The 22,962-nt window shown below is 67.5% G+C and carries 27 protein-coding genes and 1 pseudogene; 22 read left to right on the top strand and 6 right to left on the bottom strand.

Annotated elements, in window-relative coordinates:
• From tuf to QZ709_RS12530, 17 genes and pseudogenes are all read left to right on the top strand, one after another.
• Positions 1-129, top strand: a pseudogene (gene tuf, locus QZ709_RS12610) (elongation factor Tu); the annotation flags it as partial.
• Positions 130-204: 75 nt separating this feature from the next.
• Positions 205-516, top strand: coding sequence for a 30S ribosomal protein S10 (gene rpsJ, locus QZ709_RS12605; RefSeq protein ID WP_035037922.1), 312 nt, complete (start codon positions 205-207; stop codon positions 514-516).
• 298 nt (positions 517-814) lie between these two features.
• Positions 815-1,489 carry a 50S ribosomal protein L3 gene (gene rplC, locus QZ709_RS12600; RefSeq protein ID WP_294637646.1) on the top strand — a complete coding sequence of 225 codons (675 nt, stop codon included), beginning with the start codon at positions 815-817 and terminating at the stop codon, positions 1,487-1,489.
• Positions 1,489-2,112, top strand: a complete 624-nt coding sequence (gene rplD / locus QZ709_RS12595) for a 50S ribosomal protein L4 (protein ID WP_294637645.1) — start codon at positions 1,489-1,491, stop codon at positions 2,110-2,112. Before rplC ends, rplD begins: the two co-directional genes overlap by 1 nt.
• Positions 2,109-2,420 carry a 50S ribosomal protein L23 gene (rplW, locus tag QZ709_RS12590; protein ID WP_294637644.1) on the top strand — a complete coding sequence of 104 codons (312 nt, stop codon included), beginning with the start codon at positions 2,109-2,111 and terminating at the stop codon, positions 2,418-2,420. The genes rplD and rplW overlap by 4 nt, the downstream gene beginning before the upstream one ends.
• A 3-nt stretch (positions 2,421-2,423) precedes the next feature.
• Positions 2,424-3,248, top strand: a complete 825-nt coding sequence (gene rplB / locus QZ709_RS12585; RefSeq protein ID WP_294637643.1) for a 50S ribosomal protein L2 — start codon at positions 2,424-2,426, stop codon at positions 3,246-3,248.
• A gap of 13 nt (positions 3,249-3,261) precedes the next feature.
• Complete coding sequence (gene rpsS, locus QZ709_RS12580) at positions 3,262-3,537, top strand: 30S ribosomal protein S19 (protein WP_058087407.1); 276 nt, start codon at positions 3,262-3,264, stop codon at positions 3,535-3,537.
• Between the two features lie 12 nt (positions 3,538-3,549).
• Positions 3,550-3,879, top strand: coding sequence for a 50S ribosomal protein L22 (gene rplV, locus QZ709_RS12575; protein WP_109033910.1), 330 nt, complete (start codon positions 3,550-3,552; stop codon positions 3,877-3,879).
• Between the two features lie 13 nt (positions 3,880-3,892).
• Positions 3,893-4,750 (top strand): 30S ribosomal protein S3, encoded by an 858-nt coding sequence (gene rpsC / locus QZ709_RS12570; RefSeq protein ID WP_294637642.1) that lies wholly within the window; start codon positions 3,893-3,895, stop codon positions 4,748-4,750.
• 2 nt (positions 4,751-4,752) lie between these two features.
• On the top strand, positions 4,753-5,169 hold the full coding sequence (rplP, locus tag QZ709_RS12565; RefSeq protein WP_294637641.1) for a 50S ribosomal protein L16: 417 nt from the start codon (positions 4,753-4,755) through the stop codon (positions 5,167-5,169).
• 22 nt (positions 5,170-5,191) lie between these two features.
• Complete coding sequence (gene rpmC / locus QZ709_RS12560) at positions 5,192-5,398, top strand: 50S ribosomal protein L29 (protein ID WP_109033918.1); 207 nt, start codon at positions 5,192-5,194, stop codon at positions 5,396-5,398.
• Entirely contained in the window at positions 5,395-5,664 is a 270-nt protein-coding gene (gene rpsQ, locus QZ709_RS12555; RefSeq protein WP_294637640.1) for a 30S ribosomal protein S17, read from the top strand. Before rpmC ends, rpsQ begins: the two co-directional genes overlap by 4 nt.
• Before the next feature lie 150 nt (positions 5,665-5,814).
• Positions 5,815-6,321, top strand: a complete 507-nt coding sequence (locus QZ709_RS12550; protein ID WP_109033923.1) for a peroxiredoxin — start codon at positions 5,815-5,817, stop codon at positions 6,319-6,321.
• Between the two features lie 331 nt (positions 6,322-6,652).
• Positions 6,653-7,972: an NAD(P)-dependent oxidoreductase gene (locus tag QZ709_RS12545; protein WP_294637650.1), complete on the top strand. Its 1,320-nt coding sequence runs from the start codon at positions 6,653-6,655 to the stop codon at positions 7,970-7,972.
• Between the two features lie 2 nt (positions 7,973-7,974).
• Positions 7,975-9,279 (top strand): NAD-dependent dihydropyrimidine dehydrogenase subunit PreA, encoded by a 1,305-nt coding sequence (preA, locus tag QZ709_RS12540; RefSeq protein WP_294637639.1) that lies wholly within the window; start codon positions 7,975-7,977, stop codon positions 9,277-9,279.
• Positions 9,280-9,319: 40 nt separating this feature from the next.
• Positions 9,320-10,780 (top strand): dihydropyrimidinase, encoded by a 1,461-nt coding sequence (gene hydA / locus QZ709_RS12535; protein WP_294637638.1) that lies wholly within the window; start codon positions 9,320-9,322, stop codon positions 10,778-10,780.
• A 25-nt stretch (positions 10,781-10,805) separates the two neighbouring features.
• Positions 10,806-12,074 (top strand): Zn-dependent hydrolase, encoded by a 1,269-nt coding sequence (locus QZ709_RS12530; RefSeq protein ID WP_294637637.1) that lies wholly within the window; start codon positions 10,806-10,808, stop codon positions 12,072-12,074.
• Between the two features lie 15 nt (positions 12,075-12,089).
• Here QZ709_RS12530 and QZ709_RS12525 read toward each other — a convergent pair whose 3' ends face one another.
• A complete protein-coding gene (locus QZ709_RS12525; RefSeq protein ID WP_294637636.1) occupies positions 12,090-12,377 on the bottom strand; it encodes a DUF4148 domain-containing protein in 288 nt (95 codons plus the stop codon).
• A gap of 159 nt (positions 12,378-12,536) precedes the next feature.
• Here QZ709_RS12525 and QZ709_RS12520 point away from each other — a divergent pair, with 159 nt between their 5' ends.
• Positions 12,537-13,526, top strand: coding sequence for a LysR family transcriptional regulator (locus QZ709_RS12520; RefSeq protein WP_294637635.1), 990 nt, complete (start codon positions 12,537-12,539; stop codon positions 13,524-13,526).
• On the opposite strand, the gene QZ709_RS12515 is transcribed toward QZ709_RS12520, so the two are convergent.
• Genes QZ709_RS12515 through QZ709_RS12495 form a run of 5 tightly spaced genes read right to left on the bottom strand, consistent with a single transcriptional unit; the run spans position 13,495 to position 18,182 of the window.
• Positions 13,495-14,127: a TetR/AcrR family transcriptional regulator gene (locus tag QZ709_RS12515; RefSeq protein WP_294637634.1), complete on the bottom strand. Its 633-nt coding sequence runs from the start codon at positions 14,125-14,127 to the stop codon at positions 13,495-13,497. The two genes, QZ709_RS12520 and QZ709_RS12515, sit on opposite strands and share 32 nt — an antisense overlap.
• Positions 14,128-14,131: 4 nt before the next feature.
• Positions 14,132-15,139 carry an ABC transporter substrate-binding protein gene (locus QZ709_RS12510; protein ID WP_294637633.1) on the bottom strand — a complete coding sequence of 336 codons (1,008 nt, stop codon included), beginning with the start codon at positions 15,137-15,139 and terminating at the stop codon, positions 14,132-14,134.
• Between the two features lie 52 nt (positions 15,140-15,191).
• Positions 15,192-16,388 carry an ABC transporter permease gene (locus QZ709_RS12505; protein WP_294637632.1) on the bottom strand — a complete coding sequence of 399 codons (1,197 nt, stop codon included), beginning with the start codon at positions 16,386-16,388 and terminating at the stop codon, positions 15,192-15,194.
• Positions 16,385-17,347 (bottom strand): ABC transporter permease, encoded by a 963-nt coding sequence (locus QZ709_RS12500; protein ID WP_294637631.1) that lies wholly within the window; start codon positions 17,345-17,347, stop codon positions 16,385-16,387. Before QZ709_RS12500 ends, QZ709_RS12505 begins: the two co-directional genes overlap by 4 nt.
• A gap of 10 nt (positions 17,348-17,357) precedes the next feature.
• The gene (locus QZ709_RS12495) at positions 17,358-18,182 is read right to left on the bottom strand and encodes an ABC transporter ATP-binding protein (RefSeq protein WP_294637630.1); all 825 of its coding nucleotides are present in this window, start codon (positions 18,180-18,182) and stop codon (positions 17,358-17,360) included.
• A 374-nt stretch (positions 18,183-18,556) separates the two neighbouring features.
• On the opposite strand from QZ709_RS12495, the gene QZ709_RS12490 reads away from it, so the two are divergent.
• The 4 genes from QZ709_RS12490 to QZ709_RS12475 all read left to right on the top strand — a co-directional run bounded on the left by QZ709_RS12490 (position 18,557) and on the right by QZ709_RS12475 (position 22,958).
• Positions 18,557-19,675, top strand: a complete 1,119-nt coding sequence (locus QZ709_RS12490; protein ID WP_294637629.1) for a 3-deoxy-7-phosphoheptulonate synthase — start codon at positions 18,557-18,559, stop codon at positions 19,673-19,675.
• Positions 19,676-19,687: 12 nt separating this feature from the next.
• Complete coding sequence (locus QZ709_RS12485) at positions 19,688-20,356, top strand: response regulator (protein ID WP_294637628.1); 669 nt, start codon at positions 19,688-19,690, stop codon at positions 20,354-20,356.
• On the top strand, positions 20,334-21,866 hold the full coding sequence (locus tag QZ709_RS12480; RefSeq protein ID WP_294637627.1) for a sensor histidine kinase: 1,533 nt from the start codon (positions 20,334-20,336) through the stop codon (positions 21,864-21,866). Before QZ709_RS12485 ends, QZ709_RS12480 begins: the two co-directional genes overlap by 23 nt.
• Positions 21,867-21,962: 96 nt before the next feature.
• Positions 21,963-22,958, top strand: a complete 996-nt coding sequence (locus QZ709_RS12475) for a tripartite tricarboxylate transporter substrate binding protein (RefSeq protein ID WP_294637626.1) — start codon at positions 21,963-21,965, stop codon at positions 22,956-22,958.
• Positions 22,959-22,962: the final 4 nt, after the last annotated feature.

Below are 22,962 nucleotides of genomic sequence, written 5' to 3'. Positions count from 1 at the left end.
CCGGGTGACAACGTGTCGATCACCGTCAAGCTGATCGCCCCGATCGCCATGGAAGAAGGTCTGCGCTTCGCCATCCGCGAAGGCGGCCGTACCGTCGGCGCCGGCGTGGTTGCCAAGATCCTCGACTGATCTGGCATGACACGTGTCCGCCTGTCCGGCAACGGCGGGCGGACGTCATCGTTCTTTGATTGAAGGAAGTGTGTCATGGCACAACAGAAGATCCGCATCCGCCTGAAGGCGTTCGATTACAAGCTGATCGACCAGTCGTCGGCCGAAATCGTTGAAACCGCCAAGCGCACCGGCGCCATCGTCAAGGGCCCCGTGCCTCTGCCGACTCGCCTGCAGCGTTTCGACATCCTGCGTTCGCCGCACGTCAACAAGACGTCGCGCGACCAGTTCGAGATCCGCACCCACCAGCGCCTGATGGACATCGTCGACCCGACCGACAAGACGGTTGACGCCCTGATGAAGCTGGACCTGCCCGCTGGCGTGGACGTCGAGATCAAGCTGCAGTGATGTGGCTGTCGCGCTGGTGACCCGAGGTCGCTGGCGCACTCGAGAAAGAGGCCTCCTCGTGAGGCCTCTTTTGCTTTGGGGTGCTGATGGCCCCAGCGCTTGCACAAAAAATCAGCGTTTGCTATCATCGCAGGCTTTCCCGCAATGGGCGGGTTGCGCCTTGCCGTCTTTCGGCGGTGGTGCGGCCAGCCAGAAGTGGAAATTCGAGGGTGACCGGCGACGGTCACCACCCCAGTCAGCCCGGCCAATCGTTGTCGGGTATGTGTAAAAGGCCCCCATGTGGGGCTGGAGAAAAACCATGAGTCTTAGCAATCGCCTCGGATTGCTGGGCCGCAAGGTGGGCATGATGCGCATCTACACGGACGACGGCGACGCCGTGCCCGTGACGGTGCTGGACGTGTCCAACAACCGCGTGGCTCAGGTCAAAACCGTTGAGACCGACGGCTACACCGCCCTCCAGGTGGTGTTCGGTGCCCGCAAGGCATCGCGTGTGACCAAGCCTGAAGCCGGTCACCTGGCCAAGGCTGGCGTCGAAGCCGGTGAATTCGTCAAGGAATTCCGCGTCGCCCCCGAAGTCGCTGCCGAGTACAAGGCTGGCGCCACCATCGCCCCCGCCGCGCTGTTCGCCGCCGGCCAACTGGTCGACGTGCAGGGCACCTCGATCGGTAAGGGCTTCACGGGCACCATCAAGCGCCACAACTTCGGTTCGCAGCGCGCCTCGCACGGTAACTCGCGTTCGCACAACGTCCCGGGCTCCATCTCGATGGCCCAGGATCCTGGCCGCGTGTTCCCCGGCAAGCGCATGTCTGGTCACATGGGTGACGAGACCGTGACCACGCAGAACCTCGACATCGTGCGCGTTGACGAAGCCCGTCAACTGCTGCTGGTCAAGGGTGCTGTGCCCGGCGCCAAGGGTGGCTTCGTCACCGTGCGTCCGGCCGTGAAGGTCAAGCTCAAGAAAGGAGCCAACTGATGGCGCAGCTCGAGCTCCTGAACGAACAAGGTCAGGCCACCTCCAAGGTGGAAGCCTCTGACGTCGTGTTCGGTCGCGAATACAACGAAGCCCTGGTGCACCAGGTCGTGGTGGCCTATCAGGCCAACGCCCGCCAAGGCACCCGTGCTCAAAAGGACCGTGAAACGGTCAAGCACACCACGAAGAAGCCGTGGCGTCAAAAGGGTACGGGCCGCGCTCGTGCCGGTATGTCGTCCTCGCCGCTGTGGCGTGGGGGTGGTCGGATTTTCCCGAACAGCCCGGACGAAAACTTCACCCACAAGGTCAACAAGAAGATGTACCGCGCCGGCATGGCCGCCATCTTCTCGCAACTGGCCCGTGAAGGCCGCCTGGCCGTGGTGGACTCGATCTCGATCGAAGCCCCCAAGACCAAGCTGCTGGCTGCCAAGCTGAAGGCACTGAACCTGGACCACGTGCTGGTGATCGCCGACAACGTCGACGACAACCTGGCGCTGGCCTCGCGCAACCTCCCGAACGTGCTGGTGGTTGAGCCCCGTTACGCCGATCCCCTGTCGCTGGTCTTCTACAAGAAGGTCCTGGTGACCAAGGGCGCGATCGCCAAGCTGCAGGAGATGTTCGCATGAGCACTCTGAAATTTGATGAAGGCCGCCTGATGCAGGTGCTGGTCTCTCCGATCGTGTCGGAGAAGGCCACCAACGCTGCTGAACAGGGCCAAGTGCTGTTCAAGGTGCTGCGCGACGCCACCAAGCCCGAGATCAAGGCCGCCGTCGAGCTGCTGTTCAAGGTCGAAGTGAAGTCGGTGCAAGTCCTGAACCAGAAGGGCAAGACCAAGCGCTTCGGTGGCCGCATCGGCCGTCGTGACCATGCCAAGAAGGCCTTTGTGTGCCTGAAGGATGGTCAAGAGCTGAACTTCTCTGGGGAGGCTGCTTAAATCATGGCTGTCGTCAAAGTCAAACCGACCTCGCCCGGCCGTCGTGGCGTGGTGAAGGTGGTGCACAAGCACCTCCACAAGGGCAAGCCGGAAGCTTCGCTGCTGGAACCCCAGAAGCAGAATGCCGGCCGCAACAACAACGGTCGCATCACGATGCGCCACAAGGGCGGTGGTCACAAGCACCACTACCGCGTGGTCGACTTCGTGCGCAACAAGGATGGCATCCCCGCGAAGGTGGAACGCATCGAGTACGACCCGAACCGCACGGCCCACATCGCTCTGGTGTGCTATGCCGACGGCGAGCGTCGTTACATCATCGCTCCCCGTGGCCTGGAAGCTGGCGCCACCGTGATCAGCGGCTCGGAAGCCCCGATCAAGGCCGGCAACACGCTGCCCATCCGCAACATCCCCGTGGGTTCGACCATCCACAACATCGAGCTGCTGCCTGGCAAGGGCGGTCAGATCGCTCGTTCGGCTGGCACCTCGGCAGTCCTGATGGCCCGCGAAGGCACCTACGCCCAGATCCGTCTGCGCTCGGGTGAAGTCCGCAAGGTGCACATCGAATGCCGCGCCACCCTGGGTGAAGTGAGCAACGAAGAGCACAGCCTGCGTCAATACGGCAAGGCCGGCGCCATCCGCTGGAAGGGCATCCGCCCGACCGTCCGTGGCGTGGCCATGAACCCTGTCGACCACCCGCACGGTGGTGGTGAGGGCCGTACTGGTGAAGGTCAGGTCCCTGTGTCGCCGTGGAACACGATGACGAAGGGCTACCGCACCCGCAACAACAAGCGCACGCAGACGTTCATCGTTTCGCGTCGCAAGAAGTAAGAGGTAGGCTGAAATGGCTCGTTCTCTGAAAAAGGGTCCCTTCGTGGATCACCACCTGCTGGCCAAGGTTGAGAAGGCTGTGTCCACCAAGGACAAGAAGCCCGTCAAGACCTGGTCGCGTCGCTCGACCATCCTGCCTGAGTTCATCGGCCTGACCATTGCTGTGCACAACGGCAAGCAGCACGTGCCCGTGTACATCCAGGACCAGATGGTCGGCCACAAGCTCGGCGAGTTCGCCCTGACCCGTACGTTCAAGGGTCACCCTGGCGACAAGAAAGCCAAGAAATAAGGAGCAGCTGCGATGGAAACGAAAGCAATCGTTCGCGGCGTTCGTCTGTCGGTCGACAAGGGTCGACTGGTGGCCGATCTCATCCGTGGCAAGAAGGTCGATCAGGCCCTCAACATCCTCGAGTTCACCCAGAAGAAGGCTGCCGGCATCATCAAGAAGGCACTGGAATCTGCGATCGCCAACGCCGAGCACAACGACGGCGCTGACATCGACGAACTGAAGGTCAAGACCATTTATGTGGAGCAAGGCGCCACGCTGAAGCGTTTCACCGCACGTGCCAAGGGCCGCGGCAACCGCATCAGCAAGCCGACCTGCCACATCTATGTGACCGTGGGCAACTAAGCAGAGGCTGATCATGGGACAGAAAATCCATCCGACCGGCTTCCGCCTGGCCGTCACCCGCAACTGGGCATCGCGTTGGTACGCCACCAACCGCAATTTCGCCTCGATGCTGGCTGAAGACCTGGAAGTCCGCGAATTCCTGAAGAAGAAGCTCAAGAACGCGGCTGTGTCGCGCATCTTGATCGAGCGTCCCGCCAAGAGCGCACGCATCACCATCTTCTCGGCTCGTCCGGGCGTGGTGATCGGCAAGAAGGGCGAAGACATCGAAAACCTGAAGGTCGAGCTGGCCAAGCGCCTGAACGTGCCGGTGTCGGTGAACATCGAAGAAGTCCGCAAGCCGGAAGTCGATGCTCAGCTGATCGCCGACTCGATCACGCAGCAGCTGGAAAAGCGCATCATGTTCCGTCGCGCCATGAAGCGCGCGATGCAGAACGCGATGCGTCTGGGCGCCCAGGGCATCAAGATCATGTCCGCCGGCCGTCTGAACGGCATCGAAATTGCCCGTACCGAGTGGTATCGCGAAGGCCGCGTGCCTCTGCACACCCTCAAGGCCGACATCGACTACGGCTTCTCCGAAGCCCACACCACCTACGGTGTGATCGGTGTGAAGGTCTGGGTCTACCGTGGCGACCGCCTGGCCAATGGCGAGGCTCCGGTGCTCAAGGGTGACGACCGCGAAGACGACCGTCGCAACCGCCGTGGCCCCCGTGGCGACCGCCCGAACGACCGTCGTGGTCCGCGTGGTGGTGCCGGCCGTGGTGCCCCGCGCGCCGATGGCGCTCCGGCTGACGGCAGCGACAAGGCTGCCGCCGCTGGCGCCGGTGCCCGCGTTCGCAAGGCTGCTCCGGCTGCCGAAGCGAAAGGAGAATAAACATGCTGCAACCTAATCGTCGCAAGTTCCGCAAGGAGCACAAAGGCCGCAACACGGGTGTCGCCACCCGTGGCGCCGACGTGTCCTTCGGCGATTTCGGCCTGAAGGCGACCGAGCGTGGTCGCATCACCGCTCGCCAGATCGAAGCGGCCCGTCGTGCCATCTCGCGTCACGTGAAGCGCGGTGGCCGGATCTTCATCCGCATCTTCCCGGACAAGCCGATCTCGAACAAGCCGGCTGAAGTCCGTATGGGTAACGGCAAGGGTAACGTCGAGTACTACGTGGCTGAAATCACGCCCGGCAAGGTGCTCTACGAGATCCAGGGTGTGCCCGAGCAACTCGCACGCGAAGCGTTCAAGCTGGCTGCCGCCAAGCTGCCGCTGAGCACGACCTTCGTCGGTCGCGAGTTCGGCATCTGATTTGACGCGCAAGGAGAAAGACATGGCGAAAGCCTCTGAACTGCGCGCCAAGGATGTGGCCGCACTGGAAACCGAAATCAAGGACCTGCTGAAGGCCCACTTCAACCTGCGCATGCAGCGTGGGACCCAGCAGCTCAACGACACCTCTGCTCTGGGCAAGACTCGTCGCGACATCGCTCGCGCCAAGACGATCCTGGCTCAGAAGAAGAAGGAAGGAGCCGCCCAATGACGGAAGCTCAAACCAAAGTGGTTCGCAGCCTGGTTGGCAAGGTCGTCTCTGACGCCCGCAACAAGACCGTGACCGTGCTCGTCGAGCGCCGTGTCAAGCACGAGCTCTACGGCAAGATCGTGGCCAAGTCGCGCAAGTACCACGCTCACGACGAGAACAACGAGTTCAAGCTCGGTGACGTCGTCGAGATCACGGAAAGCCGTCCGCTGTCGAAGACCAAGAGCTGGGTCGTGTCCCGCCTGGTCGAGAAGGCACCGGCTGTCTGATTCAGACCGTGTAGGGTCCCGCTGCGAAGCGGGATCGCCCCGATGACACCGGGGCCAAAACCTTGGTGTCGTCCCGGAAAACCGGCCTGCCAGTCATACTGGCGGCCGGTTTTTTTCATTGCAACACCCCCTTTATCCGGAGACCGTCCCATGATCCAAGTCGGTGACAAGCTGCCTGCCGCCACCCTGTTCGAATACATCGAGGTCGAAGGCAATGGCTGCAGCCTGGGCCCCAACGCCTTCGACGTGCAGAAGGAGACGGCCGGCAAGACGGTCGCCATCTTTGGTCTGCCGGGTGCCTTCACGCCGACCTGTTCCGCTCAGCATGCGCCTGGCTACATCGCCCAGGCCGACGCGTTCAAGGCCGCTGGCGTGGACGAGATCTGGTGCGTGTCGGTGAACGATGCCTTTGTGATGGGCGCCTGGGGCCGAGAGCTGAAGGCCGCCGGCAAGGTGCGCTTCATGGCCGACGGCAGCGCCGAGTTCGCCAAGGCGACCGGTCTGGTGCTGGACCTGACGGCCAAGGGATTGGGCCTGCGCTCGGGCCGCTACTCGATGCTGGTCAAGGACGGCGTCGTGACCGCGCTGAACGACGAGAAGGGCGGTGGCTACGCCGTGAGCGACGCGGACACGCTGCTCAAGCAGATCAAGGGCTGAGCGCCCGGTCGCTTCGGCGACCGAAGCGACAGTCGGGCCCTCCCGGTTCGAGAACAAGGCGTTGCCGGCGGCAGCGCCTTTTTTCATGCCGGTGGTGGTGCACCCCTTGCGCTGCGTTGGTGCGGCATGGACGCAGTCGGGGGCGTCGCTTGCCCGAGAGCGGTGCGTCAGATCACCGCAGGGGCCTTGCACGCAGGGAGCCGCGGGGTGCAAGGCCCTGGCACGGTTTGCGCATACACCTGACTCAAGAACCTGACCAATTGGTCAGGATGTTGAGTCAAAGGAGCCCCCCGTGTCCGCGAGCCCCTGTCCCGATGTCCAGGCCGGTCGTCTGCCAGCGACCGCCTATGCCGAACGCTTCGGCGCCGCCGAAACGCCCCCGTTGACGCCGATGCAGGCGGTGATCGAGGCCGAGCGCTGCCTGTACTGCCACGATGCGCCGTGCCAGACGGCGTGCCCGACCGGGATCGACGTGCCGACCTTCATCCACCGCATTGCCGATGGCAACCTGCGCGGTGCGGCAAAGACCATCCTGGAGGCCAACCCGCTGGGCGGCATGTGCGCCCGGGTGTGCCCCACCGAGGAGCTGTGCGAGCAGGTCTGTGTGCGCAACACGCAGCAAGGCAAGCCCATCGAGATCGGCCGCCTGCAGCGCCACGCCGTGGACACGGTGATGCAGGACGGCGGGGCGCCGCTCTTCACACGTGCCCCGTCCACCGGGCACAAGGTGGCCGTGGTGGGCGCCGGGCCCGCGGGCATGGCCTGCGCGCACACGCTGGCCCGCCTGGGCCATGACGTGACCGTGTACGACGCCCATGACAAGGCTGGCGGCCTCAACGAGTACGGACTGGCCAGCTACAAGACGGCGGGCGACTTCGCGCAGCGGGAGATCGCCTGGCTGCTGAGCATCGGCGGGATCACGGTGCGCACGGGCTGGGCGCTGCGCACGGCGGCCGATCTGGACGAACTGCGCAAGACGCACAGCGCCGTCTTCCTGGGGCTGGGGCTCGGGGCCGTGCGGCAACTGGGGCTGCCCGGCGAGACCGAACTGAGCGGTGTCGAGGATGCGGTGGCCTTCATCGCCCGGCTGCGCCAGACGGCCGACCTGTCGACGCTGCCGGTGGGGCGTCGCGTGGTGGTGATCGGCGGTGGCATGACGGCGGTGGACGCCGCCGTGCAGGCCAGGCTGCTGGGCGCCGACGAGGTCACGATGGTGTACCGCCGCGGGCCCGAGGCGATGTCGGCGTCGCGCGTGGAGCAGGAATGGGCGCAGACGCACGGCGTGACGATCCGCCACTGGCTGGCGCCGGAGATGCTGCTGGGTGAAGGCGGCCACGTGACCGGGGTGCGCTTTCAGGAGCAGGCTCCGCAGGATGGACGTGTTCAGCCCACCGGGCGGCACGTCGACCTGGCGGCCGACATGGTGCTCAAGGCCATTGGCCAGTTGTTCGAAGCGGCGCCGTGGGTCGACGCCGGGCTGGTCCTGCAGGAGGGGCGCCTGTCGGTCGACGGCCACGGGCGCACGTCGCTGCCGGGCGTCTGGGCGGGCGGCGACTGCCGCGCCGGCGGACGCGACCTGACGGTCGAAGCGGTCGAGGACGGCAAGCAGGCCGCCCTGAGCATCCACGCATCTTTCCAAGCGGAGGCCTGAACATGGCAGACCTGAGCAGCAACTTCGTGGGCATCCACAGCCCGAACCCGTTCTGGCTGGCCTCGGCGCCGCCGACCGACAAGGCCTACAACGTCATCCGCGCCTTTGAAGCTGGCTGGGGCGGCGTGGTGTGGAAGACGCTGGGCGAGGACCCGCCGGTGGTCAACGTCAGCGGGCCGCGCTACAGCACGCTGCTGTCGCCCGACCGGCGCGTGCTCGGCTTCAACAACATCGAGCTGATCTCGGACCGGCCGCTGCAGGTCAACCTCGACGAGATCCGCCAGGTCAAGCGTGACTGGCCGGACCGGGCCATGGTGGTCTCGCTGATGGTGCCGTGCAACGAGGCCTCGTGGAAGCGCATCCTGCCCATGGTGGAGGACACCGGGGCCGATGGCATCGAGTTGAACTTCGGTTGCCCCCATGGCATGAGCGAGCGTGGCATGGGCGCGGCGGTGGGCCAGGTTCCCGAGTACATCGAGATGGTGACAGCGTGGTGCAAGCAGTACTCGCGCATGCCGGTGATCGTCAAGCTCACGCCCAACATCACCGACATCCGTCAGCCCTCGCAGGCGGCCAAGCGCGGCGGGGCCGACGCGGTGTCGCTGATCAACACGATCAACTCCATCATGGGGGTGGACCCGGCCACGCTGACCATGGTGCCCAGCACGGCGGGCATGGGCTCGCACGGTGGCTACTGTGGGCCGGCGGTCAAGCCCATCGCGCTGAACATGGTGGCCGAGATCGCGCGCACGCCGGAAACGCGCGGCCTGCCGATCTCGGGCATCGGCGGCGTGAGCACCTGGCGTGATGCGCTCGATTTCATCGCCCTGGGCGCCAGCACGGTGCAGGTGTGCACGGCGGCCATGGTGCACGGCTTCAAGATCGTGCAGGACCTGACCGACGGGCTGAGCAACTACATGGACGAGATGGGCATCCGCTCACTCGATGAGCTGGTGGGCCGCGCCGTGCCCACGGTGAGCGACTGGAAGTTCCTGAACCTGAACCACGTGTCCAAGGCGGTGATCGACCAGGACAAGTGCATCTCGTGTGGGCGCTGCCATGTGGTGTGCGAAGACACCTCGCACCAGGCCATCACCGCGATCAAGGATGGCGTGCGCCACTTCGAGGTCAAGGAAGAGGAGTGCGTGGGCTGCAACCTGTGCGTGTCGGTCTGCCCGGTGGAGGAGTGCATCACGCTGCGCCACCTGGTGCCGGGCGAGATCGACCAGCGCACCGGTGAGCCGGTGAAGGCCGAGCCGCTGAACTGGACGGCCCACCCGAACAACCCGATGGCCGCGACGGCCTGATCGTGCCTGGCCTGATTCACCCTTTCGCAAGGAGCACACCATGAGCGACACCGCCAGCACCGTCCTGATCCGGGGCGGCACCGTGGTCAACGCGGACCGCGAACAGCGGGCCGATGTGCTGTGTGTCGACGGCCGCATCCAGGCCGTCGGCGCTGACCTCGCTGCCCCGCCCGGCGCCACCGTGGTGGATGCGGGCGGGCAGTACGTGATGCCCGGGGGCATCGACCCGCACACCCACATGCAGCTGCCCTTCATGGGCACGGTGACGGCCGATGACTTCTACACGGGCACGGCGGCCGGGCTGGCCGGGGGCACCACGAGCATCATCGACTTCGTGATCCCCGACCCCCAGCAGCCGCTGATGGACGCCTACCGCATGTGGCGAGGCTGGGCGGAGAAGGCTGCTGCGGACTACAGCTTTCACGTGGCGATCACGTGGTGGGATGAGTCCGTGCGCGCCGACATGGGCACGCTGGTGCACGAAGAGGGCGTCAACAGCTTCAAGCACTTCATGGCGTACAAGAACGCCATCATGGCCGACGACGAGACGCTGGTGAACAGCTTCCGTCGCGCGCTGGAGCTGGGCGCGATGCCGACCGTCCATGCCGAGAACGGCGAGCTGGTCTTCCTGCTGCAGCAGGAGATGAAGGCCAAGGGCATCACCGGGCCGGAAGGGCACCCGCTGTCGCGGCCACCCGCGGTGGAGGCCGAGGCGGCCCAGCGCGCCATCGCCATTGCGGATGTGCTCAACGTGCCGATCTATGTGGTGCACGTCTCGTGCGCCGAGTCGGCCGAGGCCATTGCGCGTGCGCGGGCCCGCGGCCAGCGTGTGTATGGCGAGGTGCTGGCCGGCCACCTGGTGGTGGACGACAGCGTGTACCGCCACCCCGACTTCGCCGTGGCGGCTGCGCATGTGATGAGCCCCCCCTTCCGCGCGCGCGAGCACCAGGCCGCCCTGTGGCGCGGTCTGCAGGCCGGCCACCTGCACACCACGGCGACCGACCACTGCACCTTCTGTGCGGCGCAGAAGGCGGCGGGCCGGCTGGACTTCAGCAAGATCCCGAACGGCACGGGCGGCATCGAGGAGCGGCTGGCCGTGATCTGGGACGAGGGCGTGAACACCGGGCGCCTGACGCCTTCGGAGTTCGTGGCGGTGACCTCGGCCAACGCGGCCCGGCTGTTCAACATCTATCCGCGAAAGGGCTGCGTGGTCGAGGGCGCCGATGCCGACCTGGTCGTCTGGGACCCGGCCGGCACCAAGACCCTGTCCGTGGCCACCCAGCACTCGAAGGGCGACTACAACATCTTCGAAGGGCGCACGGTGACGGGCATCCCGACCCACACGCTGAGCGGCGGCCGGCTGGTGTACGTGCAGGGTGACCTGCGCGCCGAGCCCGGTCAGGGCCGTTACGTCAAGCGCCCGCCGTTCGGGCCGGTGTTCGACGCGCTGTCGCGCAAGGCGGCGCTGCAGGCGCCCACCGCGGTGGCGCGCAGCGCCTGAACCGAATGCATTGAAAGGACATCCCATGAGCACCCTCACCACCGAGGCGCGCGACGTGCGCGCCCTGCGCGTCAACGGCACCCGCTTGTGGGACGCGCTGATGACGCTGGCGCAGATCGGCGGCACCGCCAAGGGCGGTGTCTGCCGGCTGGCCCTCACCGACCTGGACCGCCAGGGCCGAGACCTGGTGGTCGGCTGGGCCCGCGAGGCTGGCATGAGCGTCACGGTCGACCAGATCGGCAACGTCTTCATGCGCCGCCCCGGGCGCAACAATGCGCTGCCACCCATCATGACGGGGAGCCACATCGACACCCAGCCCACGGGCGGCAAGTTCGATGGCAACTATGGCGTGCTGGCCGGACTGGAGGTGGTGCGCACGCTGAACGACGCCGGCATCGAAACCGAGGCCCCGATCGAGGTGGCGTTCTGGACCAACGAGGAAGGCTCGCGTTTCGTGCCGGTGATGATGGGATCGGGCGTGTTCGCCAAGGCCTTTTCGCTGGAACACGCCTATGCCGCGAAGGATGTCGACGGCCTCACGGTGAAGGACGAGCTGCAGCGCATCGGCTACGTCGGCGACGAAGTGCCGGGGCAGCATCCGGTGGGCGCCTACTTCGAGGCCCACATCGAGCAGGGGCCGGTGCTGGAGGACCACGGCATCACCATCGGCGTGGTGGAGGCGGTGCTGGGCATCCGCTGGTACGACTGCACGGTGACGGGCATGGAGGCGCATGCCGGCCCGACGCCCATGGGCCTGCGGCGCGATGCCTTGCAGGCGGCCACGCGGATCATGCAGGAGGTGGTGGCCGTGGCGATGCGCCACCAGCCCCACGGGCGTGGCACGGTGGGCATGGTGCAGGTGCACCCGAACAGCCGCAACGTGATCCCCGGGCGCGTGACGTTTTCGATGGACCTGCGCAACGTGAGCAACGAGCTGCTGGACCAGATGGACGCCGAGATCCGCGCCTACGCGGCCCGTGTGGCCGCCGAAACCGGCCTGCAGATCGACATCCGGGAGGTCTCGCACTACCCGGCCGTGCCGTTCGAGGCGGGGTGCGTGCAGGCGGTGCGCGAGGCCGCCGCCCAGCTGGGCTACAGCAGCATGCCGTGTGTGTCCGGCGCGGGGCACGACGCCGTGTACGTGGCGCGCCTGGCGCCGGCCGGCATGGTGTTCGTGCCGTGCAAGGACGGCATCAGCCACAACGAGATCGAGGACGCCGACCCGGCCCACCTGGAGGCGGGCTGCAACGTGCTGATGCACGCGATGCTGGACCGGGCGGGCGTGGTCGGCTGACGACCGCACCCTCTGTCACTGGCGGGCGGCCACCGTGGGCGACGGCGCGGCGGGCTGTGCCGCGCGGGGCGTCTCGGTCTTCTCGGGCGATGCGACAGCCTGCCGGGCCGGTTGACGCACCGAGAGCGTGGCGCTCGAGCCGCCCATGACCTCATTGGCATAGTCCAGCTCACCCGCGGCGCGTGCTCGCTGGTATTCGGCCTGAACCTGTTCCCGCGTGACGGGCTTGCCGGTGTCGGCGTGGGCCAGGCCGGTGAAGGTGGTGACGGTGGCGACGAGGGCAGTGCAGATGAGGGTGCGCATGGTGGGCTCCTTGAACAGTGGGCGATCACGCTGGATCGCATGGGTTCACTGTAGGGACGGGGCTGCCCGAGAAAAACCGGCGCGGCCGCAATGGATCATTGCGGATCTGGCAACGTTCCAGCCGGGCTGATAGGCTGCGCTCCTGATGAAGGAGGTGCCATGGATCGCTTGCTGAGCATGCAGGTCTTCTGCCGTGTGGTGGAACGCCAGGGTTTTGCCGCGGCGGCCCGCGATCTCGACCTGTCACCCTCGGTGGTGACGCGCCTGGTGGCGGACCTGGAAGGCCACCTGGGCGTGAGGCTGCTGAACCGCAGCACGCGCCGACTGGCCTTGACCGAAGCCGGTGAGCGGTATCACGAGCAGGCCCGGGCCATCCTGACGCAGGTGACCGACGCCGAGGCATCGGCCCGTGACACGGCGGGCGCTCTGCGCGGGCACCTCAAGGTGCTGACCTCGCCCGCCTTTGCCACGCACGAACTGGCGCGGCACCTTCCCGCCTTCCGGCGACAGCACCCGGCGCTGACGATTTCCTTGTCTGCGCCCGGCATGGTCGAAACCCTCGATGAAGCGCATGACCTGAGCCTGATCACCGCGTTCGACGAGCCGCAGACGGGCTTGTTCGTGGCCCGGCAGCTGGCGTGCTCGTACGGCGTCCTGTGCGCGTCGCCGGCCTACCTGAGCGCGCGCGGACACCCGCTGGTGCCGGACGACCTCCGGACACACGACATCATGTCGCCCAGCGCCATGAGCGAGCTGACCCTGCACCCACGGGGCGACCCTCCGGACGCGTCCGCACGCGACAGCGTCACGCTGCCGCTGCAGGCGGCCCCGCTGATCACGCGCCACATCGACACCGTGCGGGCTGCGGCCGTGGCCGGCCTGGGCCTGGCCGTGCTGCCCAGCTATGTGGCCGCGGACGGCCTGCGGCGCGGCGAGCTGGTCTGGCTGCTGCCGGCCTGGTATGTGGCCCGATTGGTGATCTATGCCGCCATGCCGACCCGGCGGCTGGTGCCCGCCAAGACGCGGGCCTTCATGGACTTCATGCGCTCGTTGTACGGCGACGGCACCTCGGACCCCTGGCTTGCCGAGCGTGAGGCCGGCGTGGTGCCGAGCGCGATCAGGCGGCCAGCCCGCACCCGCGCAGGATGAGGTTCACCACGTGTTCGGTGGCGGCAGCATGGTCGCGGGCCGTGAGCCGCTCCTTGCCCAGCACCGCGCGGATCTGCACGTCGAAGTCGGCGTAGGTCTGGGTGGTGGCCCAGATCGAGAAGAAGAGGTGGACGCTGTCGACGCGGGCCATGCGGCCGGCGGCCATCCAGCCGTCCACCACGGCCGCCTTGTCCAGCACCTGCTGACGCAGGTCGGTGCGCAGCAGGTCGAGCACCACGGGCGCGCCGTGCAGCAACTCGTTGGCGAAGACGCGCGAGGCATCCGGTCGCTCGGCGGCCAGGGCCATCTTGCGGCGGATGTATTCGCTCAGGGCCGCCCGCGGGTCAGCCTCGGGGGTGACGCAGGTCAGCGGCGCCAGCCAGTCGTGCAGCACGGCATCCAGCACGGCACGGTACAGATCGCGCTTGTTGCCGAAGTAGTAGTGCAGGTTGGCCTTGGGCAGGCCGGCTTCTTCGGCGATGTCGGCCATCGTCGCGCCCTCGAAGCCCGCGCGGGCGAACACCCGCTCGGCGGCGCGCAGGATGGTCGACTCGTTGGCCTGACGGATCTGCTTCTTGCTGGAGGGGCCGCTGCTGCTCATGCCGTCATTTTGCGGCCTGCTCCCACACCACGTGGGTCATGGCGGCCTTGCCCGGGTCCTTCTTGATGACGGGATCGCTGCCACCGGCCATCAGCACCTTGATCGTGCGCTCGTAGGCGGCCGGGTCCAAGTAGCCGATCTTGGGCGTGTTGGCGTTGCTGATCAGCTTGGCCACGTTCTCCATCTGGCGCTTCTGCACGGCCAGGCTCGCGCTGCCGGAGGTGTCGTTGGCCACCACGATCTTCGCGGCCTCTTCGGGGTTCTTCACCGCGTCGTTCCAGCCCTTGAAGCTGGCCTTCAGGAACTTGGCCATCTTGGCCACGAAGGCCTTGTCACGCAGGTTGGGCGCCAGCACGTACAGGCCGTCTTCCAGCGAGGCCACGCCCTGGTCCTGGTAGAAGAAGGTGACCAGGTCGGACTCCTTCACGCCGGCATCGACCACCTGCCAGTACTCGTTGTAGATCATGGTCGAGATGCAGGCAGCCTGGTTCTGCAGCAGCGGGTCGACGTTGAAGCCCTGCTTGAGGATGGTGATGTCCTTGCCGGGCTTCAGGTTCAGCTTGCCCATCCAGCTCAGGAAGGGGTACTCGTTGCCGCCATACCAGACGCCGAGCGTCTTGCCCTTCAGGTCTTTTGGCGTGCTCACGCCGCTGGCCTTCTTGCAGGTCAGCATCAGGCCCGACTTGTCGAAGACCTGCGCGATGTTGACCAGCGGCACGCCCGCTTCGCGCGCAGCCAGCGCATCCGGCATCCAGTTCACGATGACGTCGGCCGACTTGCCGGCCAGCACCTGCACGGGTGACACGTCGGTGCCGCCCGGCTTGATGGTGACGTCGAGCCCCGCGTCCTTGTAATAGCCCTTGGCCTGGGCAACGTAGTAGCCGGCGAACTGGGCCTGGGGCACCCACTTCAACTGCAGCGTGACCTTTTCAGCGGCCTGCGCGCCCAGGCTGAGCGCCGCAGCGGCCGACAGCAGGACCAGGCGGATCGTGGAAGACAGCGAACGGTTCATCGAAAGGCTCCTGTGGGATGGGAAGGGAGACACGTGGGGAAGACGAACGGGTTCAGGCTGCGGCACGGATGGCCGGATGCCAGAAGTTGACGCGGCGCTCGAGCCGGCCCAGCAGCGCATAGGCCAGCATGCCGACCGCACTGGCGACCACGATGGTGGCCCACACCAGCGGCATGTTCATGCGCGAGGCCTCGGTCGAGATGCGAAAGCCCAGGCCTACCGTGGGCGAGCCGAAGAACTCGGCGACGATGGCGCCGATCAGGGCCAGCGTGGCATTGACCTTCAGCGCGTTGAAGATGAAGGGCAGGGCCACCGGCAGGCGCAGGTCCAGCAGCGTGCGGCGGTCGCTGGCGGCGTAAGAGAACATCAGTTCGCGCTCGAGCTTGCCGGACGCACCCAGCCCGGCCAGCGTGCTGATCAGTGCGGGAAAGAAGGTCATCAGCACGACCACGGCGGCCTTGGATGGCCAGTCGAAGCCGAACCACATCACGGCAATGGGCGCCACGCCCACCAGCGGCACCGTGCTGGTCAGCGAGGCCACCGGCAGCAGGCCCTGTTGCAGAAAGGGCAGCCGGTCGATCGCAATGCCGACGGCCACACCCAGGCCACAGCCCAGCACGTAGCCGATCAACACGGCCTTGCCGACGGTCTGCACCAGGTCGTCGCGCAAGGTGGCCGCGTGTGTCCACAGCGCCACCGCGACCGACGACGGCGGCGGCAGCAGCACGCGGGGCACGGCAAAGGCGGTGGTCAGCAGTTCCCAGAACAGCAGCACCCACAGGCCGAACAGCAGGGCGCTGGCGGCATCCAGCCCGCGGGGCAGCGGCAGGGCCGACACACGGGCCACAGTGACGAGGGCCAGCAGCGCGACCGCGCCGGTGCACAGCCAGAAGCCGCTGCCGACCGTGCCTTGCTCTTCGGTGGGCGTCAGCGCGATCAGGCCGCCAAGGGCCGCCACCGTCAGCAGCGTGAGCGCCAGCGTGGCGGCGCGGCCCAGCGTGGCCCGCAAGGCAAGCAAGGCGGCCACGCCGGTGGCCAGTCCGGTACTCCACGCCACCCAGCCGGGGGCCACCGTCTGCACGGCCCACCAGGCCAGGGGGGTCAACGTGAAGCCGTCTTCACCCGCCAGTTGCAGCGCAGGGTAGGGCAGGGACAGCAGCAGCAGCGCCAGGGCCAGCACGGCGAGGAGCGCGCCCGGCGCATCGGGACGCACACGTGCGGTGGACGGGGAAGCAATGGGGTGGCTCATGACTTGAGCTTTCCTTGCGTGGCCGGGCTGTGGCGGCGCAGCACGGCGCGCTCCAGCAGCCCGACCAGCGCGGTGAGGGCCAGGCCCAGCACCGCCGACATCAGCAGCGCGGACCAGATCTGCACGGTGTTGCCGTAGTACGAGCTGGTCAGCAGACGCGCACCCAGGCCTGCCTGCGCCCCGGTGGGCAGCTCGGCCACGATGGCGCCGACCAGCCCGGCCGCAATGGCCACGCGCAACGCGGGAAACAGGTGCGGCAGGGAGGCCGGCAGGCGCAGCGCCCACAGTGCCTGCCAGCGGCTGGCCGCGTAGGTGTGGAACAGCTCGGTCTCGATGCGCTGGGGCGAGCGCAGGCCCTGCACCATGGCCACCGTGACGGGGAAGAAGCACAGGTACATCGCGATCACCGCCTTGGGCAGCGTGCCGGTGAAGCCCAGGCTGCCCAGCACCACCAGCACGATGGGCGCAATGGCCAGCACCGGCACCGTCTGCGAGGCCACGATCCACGGCAGCAAGGCTTTCTCCAGCGTGCGGGCGTGCACGATGCCGATGGCCAGCAGCAGGCCCAGTGCCGTGCCGAGGCCGAAGCCCAGCAGCGTGGCCTCGGCCGTGGTGCGGGCGTGCAGCAGCAGGTTGCGCGGGCTGTCGATCGGCCAGTCGCGCACGCTGTGCCAGATGTCGAGCGCGATCTGATGGGGCACGGGCAGGATGGGGCGCTGCATGGCCCAGGTAGTCTGCACCAGCTGCGTGGCCGACCAGGTGCCATCGGGGCCGCCCAGCACCCGTTCGATGGCGCCCGGTGCGTTGAGCCCGATGGCCGCGAGGTACCAGAGCACGAGCACGGCCAGCGTCACGGCGAGGACCGGGCCCGTGCGGGCGCCCCAGCTCAGCGCGGGCTCGGGTGCGCCGGGCCGGCGTGTGCGCGCAGCGGCGGGCAGGGTGGCGGTCGGGGTGGTCATCGCCGTCCTTTCAGTGGTGGCCATCGGCCAGCGCCTCGCGCACCTCGTGCGCCAGCGCCATGAACTCGGGCGTGTCGCGCAGCGCCAGCGTGCGCTCGGCCGGCAGCGGCGAGTCGATCACCTTGACGATGCGCCCGGGCCGCGGCGACATCACCACGATGCGGGTGGACAGGTACACCGCCTCGGCGATCGAGTGGGTCACGAAGACCACGGTGCGCTGCTCGCGGCGCCACAGGTCCTGCAGGTGCACGTTGAGGTCATCGCGTGTGATCTCGTCCAGCGCGCCGAAGGGCTCGTCCATCATCAGCAGACGGGGCTGGAAGCCGAGCGCGCGCGCAATCGACACGCGCTGCTGCATGCCGCCCGAAAGCTGCCACGGGTACTTTTTCTCGAACTGGGCCAGGCCGACGCGGGCAAGCTGCTCGCGGGCGATCTCGCGCGCGGCCTCGGGCAGGCGGCCCTGGATCTCCAGTGGCAGCATGACGTTGGACAGCACGGTGCGCCAGGGCAGCAGGGCCGGGGCCTGGAACACGTAGCCATAGGCCCGTGCAAGCCGGGCATCGTGCGGGCTCAGGCCGTTGACCAGCACGGTGCCGGCCGTGATGGGTTCGAGGTCGGCGATGACGCGCAGCAGCGTGGTCTTGCCGCAGCCCGAGGGGCCGATCAGCGAGATGAACTCACCCTGCTGGATGTCGAGGTTGACTTCGTGCAGCGCGCGCACCGGCGCGTCGGCAGCGGGGTAGACGACGCTGGCGTTCTGGATCTGCACGGCCGGCGGGCCATAGGCGGGCCGGGGCGACGGGGTCAGCGTGGCGAGCATCTCTGGTGCATTCATGGCGTGGCCAGGAAGTTGACCGAGTGGTCAGGTTTCGGTGTCGCAACCGATGCGAGTTCCGTGCCATGCCGTGGTCGGTCCGGGTGCACCGAAGTGGCGATCCGGGGCTGCGTCGTGGTGCGCGCGCAGGCCGCTTGCCATGAGACCCGTAAAAAACTGCTTGCCTGCACCCCGAGGTGTCGTGCTACATTCTTGGGCATGAACACGGTCCGCTTTTACTGGTACTTCTTTGAACTCCCGCCACACACCGGCGCAGGAGTGGGAAGCTGCTGAGCGAACCACACCGAATCCTGACGAAACCGCCGGTCCCCACCGGCGGTTTTTTTTCGTCCGCCCCCTTACACGACTGCATCAGCCCAGAAGGAAGAAGACCGATGAATGCCTCCACCAGCGCCGCCGCAGGCTGGGTCCCGCCCGCCGACGCCACGTCCATGACGGACGACCAACGGATCAAGAACGTGACCCCGCTGCCCCCGCCTGAGCACCTCATCCGCTTCTTCCCCATCTCCGGCACGCCGGTCGAAGCGCTCGTCGCCGACACCCGCCGCAAGATCGGGCAGATCATCCACGGCCAGGACGACCGCCTGCTCGTTGTCATCGGCCCGTGTTCCATCCACGATCCGGCTGCGGCGATCGACTACGCCCGCCGCCTGCTGCCGCTGCGCGAAAAGTACGCCGACACGCTGGAAGTCGTGATGCGCGTGTACTTCGAGAAGCCACGCACCACCGTGGGCTGGAAGGGCCTGATCAACGACCCGTACATGGACGAGTCGTTCAAGATCGACGAAGGCCTGCGCATGGCGCGCCAGCTGCTGCTCGAGATCAACCGCATGGGCATGCCGGCGGCCAGCGAGTTCCTCGACGTGATCTCGCCGCAGTACATCGGTGACCTGATCAGCTGGGGCGCCATCGGTGCCCGCACCACCGAAAGCCAGGTGCACCGCGAGCTGTCGTCGGGCATCTCGGCCCCGATCGGCTTCAAGAACGGCACCGACGGCAACATCAAGATCGCGACCGACGCCATCCAGGCTGCGGCCCGTCCGCACCACTTCCTGTCGGTGCACAAGAACGGCCAGGTCGCCATCGTCGAGACCGCCGGCAACCCCGACTGCCACGTGATCCTGCGCGGTGGCAAGGCGCCGAACTACGACGCCGCCAGCGTGGCCGCGGCCTGCAAGGACCTGGAAGCCGCCAAGCTGCGCCCGTCGCTGATGGTCGACTTCTCGCACGCCAACAGCTCCAAGCAGCACGAGCGCCAGGTGCTGGTGGCCGAGGACATCGCGGGCCAGGTCCGCGGTGGTTCGCATCAGGTCTTCGGCGTGATGGTGGAAAGCCACCTGCAGGCCGGCGCCCAGAAGTTCACCCCGGGCAAGGACGACCCGAAGCAGCTGTGCTATGGCCAGTCCATCACCGACGCCTGCATCGGCTGGGACGATTCGGAGAAGGTGCTGGAGGTGCTGGCCAGCGCCGTGGCGGCCCGCCGCGCGCGCTGACCGACACGCACCATGCGGGTCCTGCTGGCAGAAGACGAGCACGCGCTGGGCGAGTGGCTGTCCAAGGCCCTTTCCCAGTCGGGCACCCAGGTCGACTGGGTGGACGACGGCCAGCTGGCCGAGCGTGCGCTGGATGACGGCGACTACGACGCGCTCATCCTCGACCTCGGCCTGCCGGGCCTGACCGGGCGCCAGCTGCTGCAGCGCCTGCGCGCCCGGGACCGGCGCCTGCCGGTGCTGATCCTGACCGCACGCGACTCGCTGGCCGAGCGCGTGCAGGCGCTCAACCAGGGCGCCGACGACTTCCTGGCCAAGCCGTTCGCGCTGGAAGAGCTCGAGGCCCGGCTGATGGCGCTGGTGCGCCGCGCCCGCGGTGCCGACAACCCCCGCCTGGCCTGCGGCCCCCTGCAGTACGACACGGCCAGCCGCCAGTTCACGCTGGCCGACGCGCCGCTGCACCTGTCGCCGCGCGAGCACGCGGTGCTGCGTGCCCTGATCCAACGGGCTGGCGAGCCCATGTCCAAGACGCAGATCATCGCGCGCGTGTTTTCCGACCAGGACGACGTGCTGCCCGATGTGATCGAGGTGCTGGTGCACCGGCTGCGCAAGCGGCTGGAAGGCTCGGGCCTGGCCATCGTCACCTACCGCGGACTGGGTTATGCGCTGGAAATGGCAGCGTGAGCCCGGGCGCACCATGAGCCTGCGCCAGCGGCTGCTGTGGTGCCTTTTGCCGCTGACGCTGCTGATCACGGCCGCCGAGCTCTGGTCCACCCACCGCGAGGCCCAGGCCGCGGCCAACAGCGCCTACGACCGCTCGATTCGCGGTGCGCTCAAGGCCATCGAGGCCAACATCTCGACGGCCTCGGGCGGCCTGGCGGTGGAGCTGCCTTACCGCCTGTTCGAACTGCTCGAGCTCACGGCCACCGGGCACGTGTACTTTCGTGTGGCCTCCCGCGACGGGCTGGTGGAGGTGGGCAACCTCGATCTGCCCGTGCCCGAGGGGCGGCTGCTGCAACCGGGCGTGCCGGTGTTCTCCGACGCAGATTACCTCGGCGAGCGCGTGCGCATGGGCGCGCTGCTCACCCATGTGCGGCTGCAGGGCGACGCCGGGCCCGTCACACCGGTCGTGATCCAGGTGGCCGAGCAGGCGCTGTCGCGCGAACAGTCGGCGGCGCAGTTCGTGCGGACCAGCCTGGTGCGGGCCATTGCCGTGCTGCTGGCGCTGATCGGCATCGTTGTGGGGGTCGTGTCCTGGGTGTTGCGGCCCTTCCGGCGGCTGGAGGCCGAGGTGCGGCAGCGCCACCCGGCCGATGTTTCGCCGCTGGACGCGCCCGATCTGCCTCGGGATGTGCAGCCGCTGGTGCAGGCGGTCAACACCCAGATGGCACGCCGGCAGGCTCTGGCCGACCAGCAACGCCAGTTTCTGGACGATGCCTCGCATCAGCTGCGCACGCCGCTGACCACCCTGCGCACGCAGGCCGACTATGCCTTGCGCCTGCTGCCGGATCCGAGCCAACCCATGGGAGACCCCGAACAGGCGGGCGAGTTGCGCGACAGCCTGCAGGCCATCGTCGACCAGATCGATGCCGCGACGCGCAGCACCAACCAGTTGCTGAGCCTGGCACGCAGCGACGCCACCGAGCCGCACTGGGCCGATTTCGACCTGGCCGAGCTGTTGCGACAGGCGGTCCGCCCCCTGCTGATGCGGGCGCGTCAGCGTCGCATCGACCTGGGTGTCGAGGGGCCCGACGAACTGCCCGCCCAGGGGGACGCCACGCTGTGGCGAGAGGCCCTGTCCAATCTGCTCGACAACGCCTTGCGCTACGGGCATGCGGGCACGCCGGTCACGGCCAGTGCGCACCGGGTGGAAGGCGTACGGCCCGGCTGGGCCATCACCGTCATCAGCGAGGGCGACCCCGTGCCCGAAGCGCTGTTTCGTCAGCTCAGCGGTGAAGGCGCCGGGACCGGCCCCGATGCCGGCCCCGATGCCGGCCGCTTCGTCCGCGGCCAGGGCGCCCGCCGGGGTGGCGCCGGGCTGGGTCTGGCGATCGCCCGGCGCATTGCACAACGCCATGGCGGCGAGCTGACGATCGATGCCCGGGCCACCGGCACCTTTGCCGTCACCCTGTCGTGGCCCGAGCCTCGGCGCGCTCCTGGCCGCGACCGTGCCCTGGGGTTTGTCCCGGGCTGAATTGAAAGCCAGTTGAAAGCCTCGGGTTTCTACAGTTCGTGTCCTGACATCGACACAACACGCGTCCCCCCCGGACGCGACCCGAGGAGCCAGCTGATGAACCTGCCCCTGACCTTGCGCGCGGCCCTGACCTGCGCGGCCCTGTTGCCCCTGGCGTCGACCCTGGCCGTGGCCGGCCCGCTCGACAAGAGCGAGTGCATTGCACCGGCCAAGCCGGGCGGCGGCTTCGACCTGACCTGCAAGATGGCCCAGACGCTGATGCAGGAGAACAAGCTCAGCAGCGACCCGATGCGCGTGACCTACATGCCGGGTGGCATCGGCGCCGTGGCGTACAACGCGGTGGTGGCGCAGCGCCCGGGCGAGCCCAACACCATCGTGGCCTTCTCGAGCGGCTCGCTGCTCAACCTGGCGCAGGGCAAGTTCGGCAAGTACGGCGTGAGCGACGTGCGCTGGCTGGCCGCTCTGGGGGCCGATTACGGCGCGATCATCGTCAAGAAGGATTCGCCTTACAAGTCGCTGAAGGACGTGGCTGCAGTGCTCAAACAGGATCCCACCAAGGTCGTGTTCGGCGCGGGCGGCACGGTGGGCAGCCAGGACTGGATGAAGGCGGCCCTGACAGCCCGTGCGGCCGGCGTCAACCCGCGTGCGATGCGCTTCGTGGCCTTCGAAGGCGGCGGCGAGGCGGTCACGGCCCTACAAGGCGGCCACATCCAGGTTTACTCGGGCGATGCGGCCGAGGCGGCCACCCAGATCCAGGCCGGCACGCCGATCCGCGTGCTCGCCGTGTTCTCCGATCAGCGTCTGCCCGGTCAGCTGGCCAACGTGCCGACGGCCAAGGAGCAGGGCTTCGACATCAGCTGGCCCATCATCCGCGGCTTCTACATGGGCCCGAAGGTGGCCGATGCGGACTTCAACGCGTGGACGGCGGCGTTCCAGAAGGCCATGGCCACGCCGGCCTTCGCCAAGCTGCGTGAAGAGCGCGGCCTGTTCCCGATGACCCTGACCGGCGTCGAGCTGGATGTCTACGTCAAGCGCCACACCCATCAGTACGCCAAGCTGGCGGCCGAGCTGGGTCTGGTCGTCAACAAGTAAGCCG

This window comes from uncultured Aquabacterium sp., from assembly GCF_913773725.1.
Lineage (GTDB): Bacteria > Pseudomonadota > Gammaproteobacteria > Burkholderiales > Burkholderiaceae_C > Aquabacterium.
The sequence above is the reverse complement of the archived record's forward strand: the minus strand, read 5'-3'. Positions and strand labels throughout refer to the sequence as shown.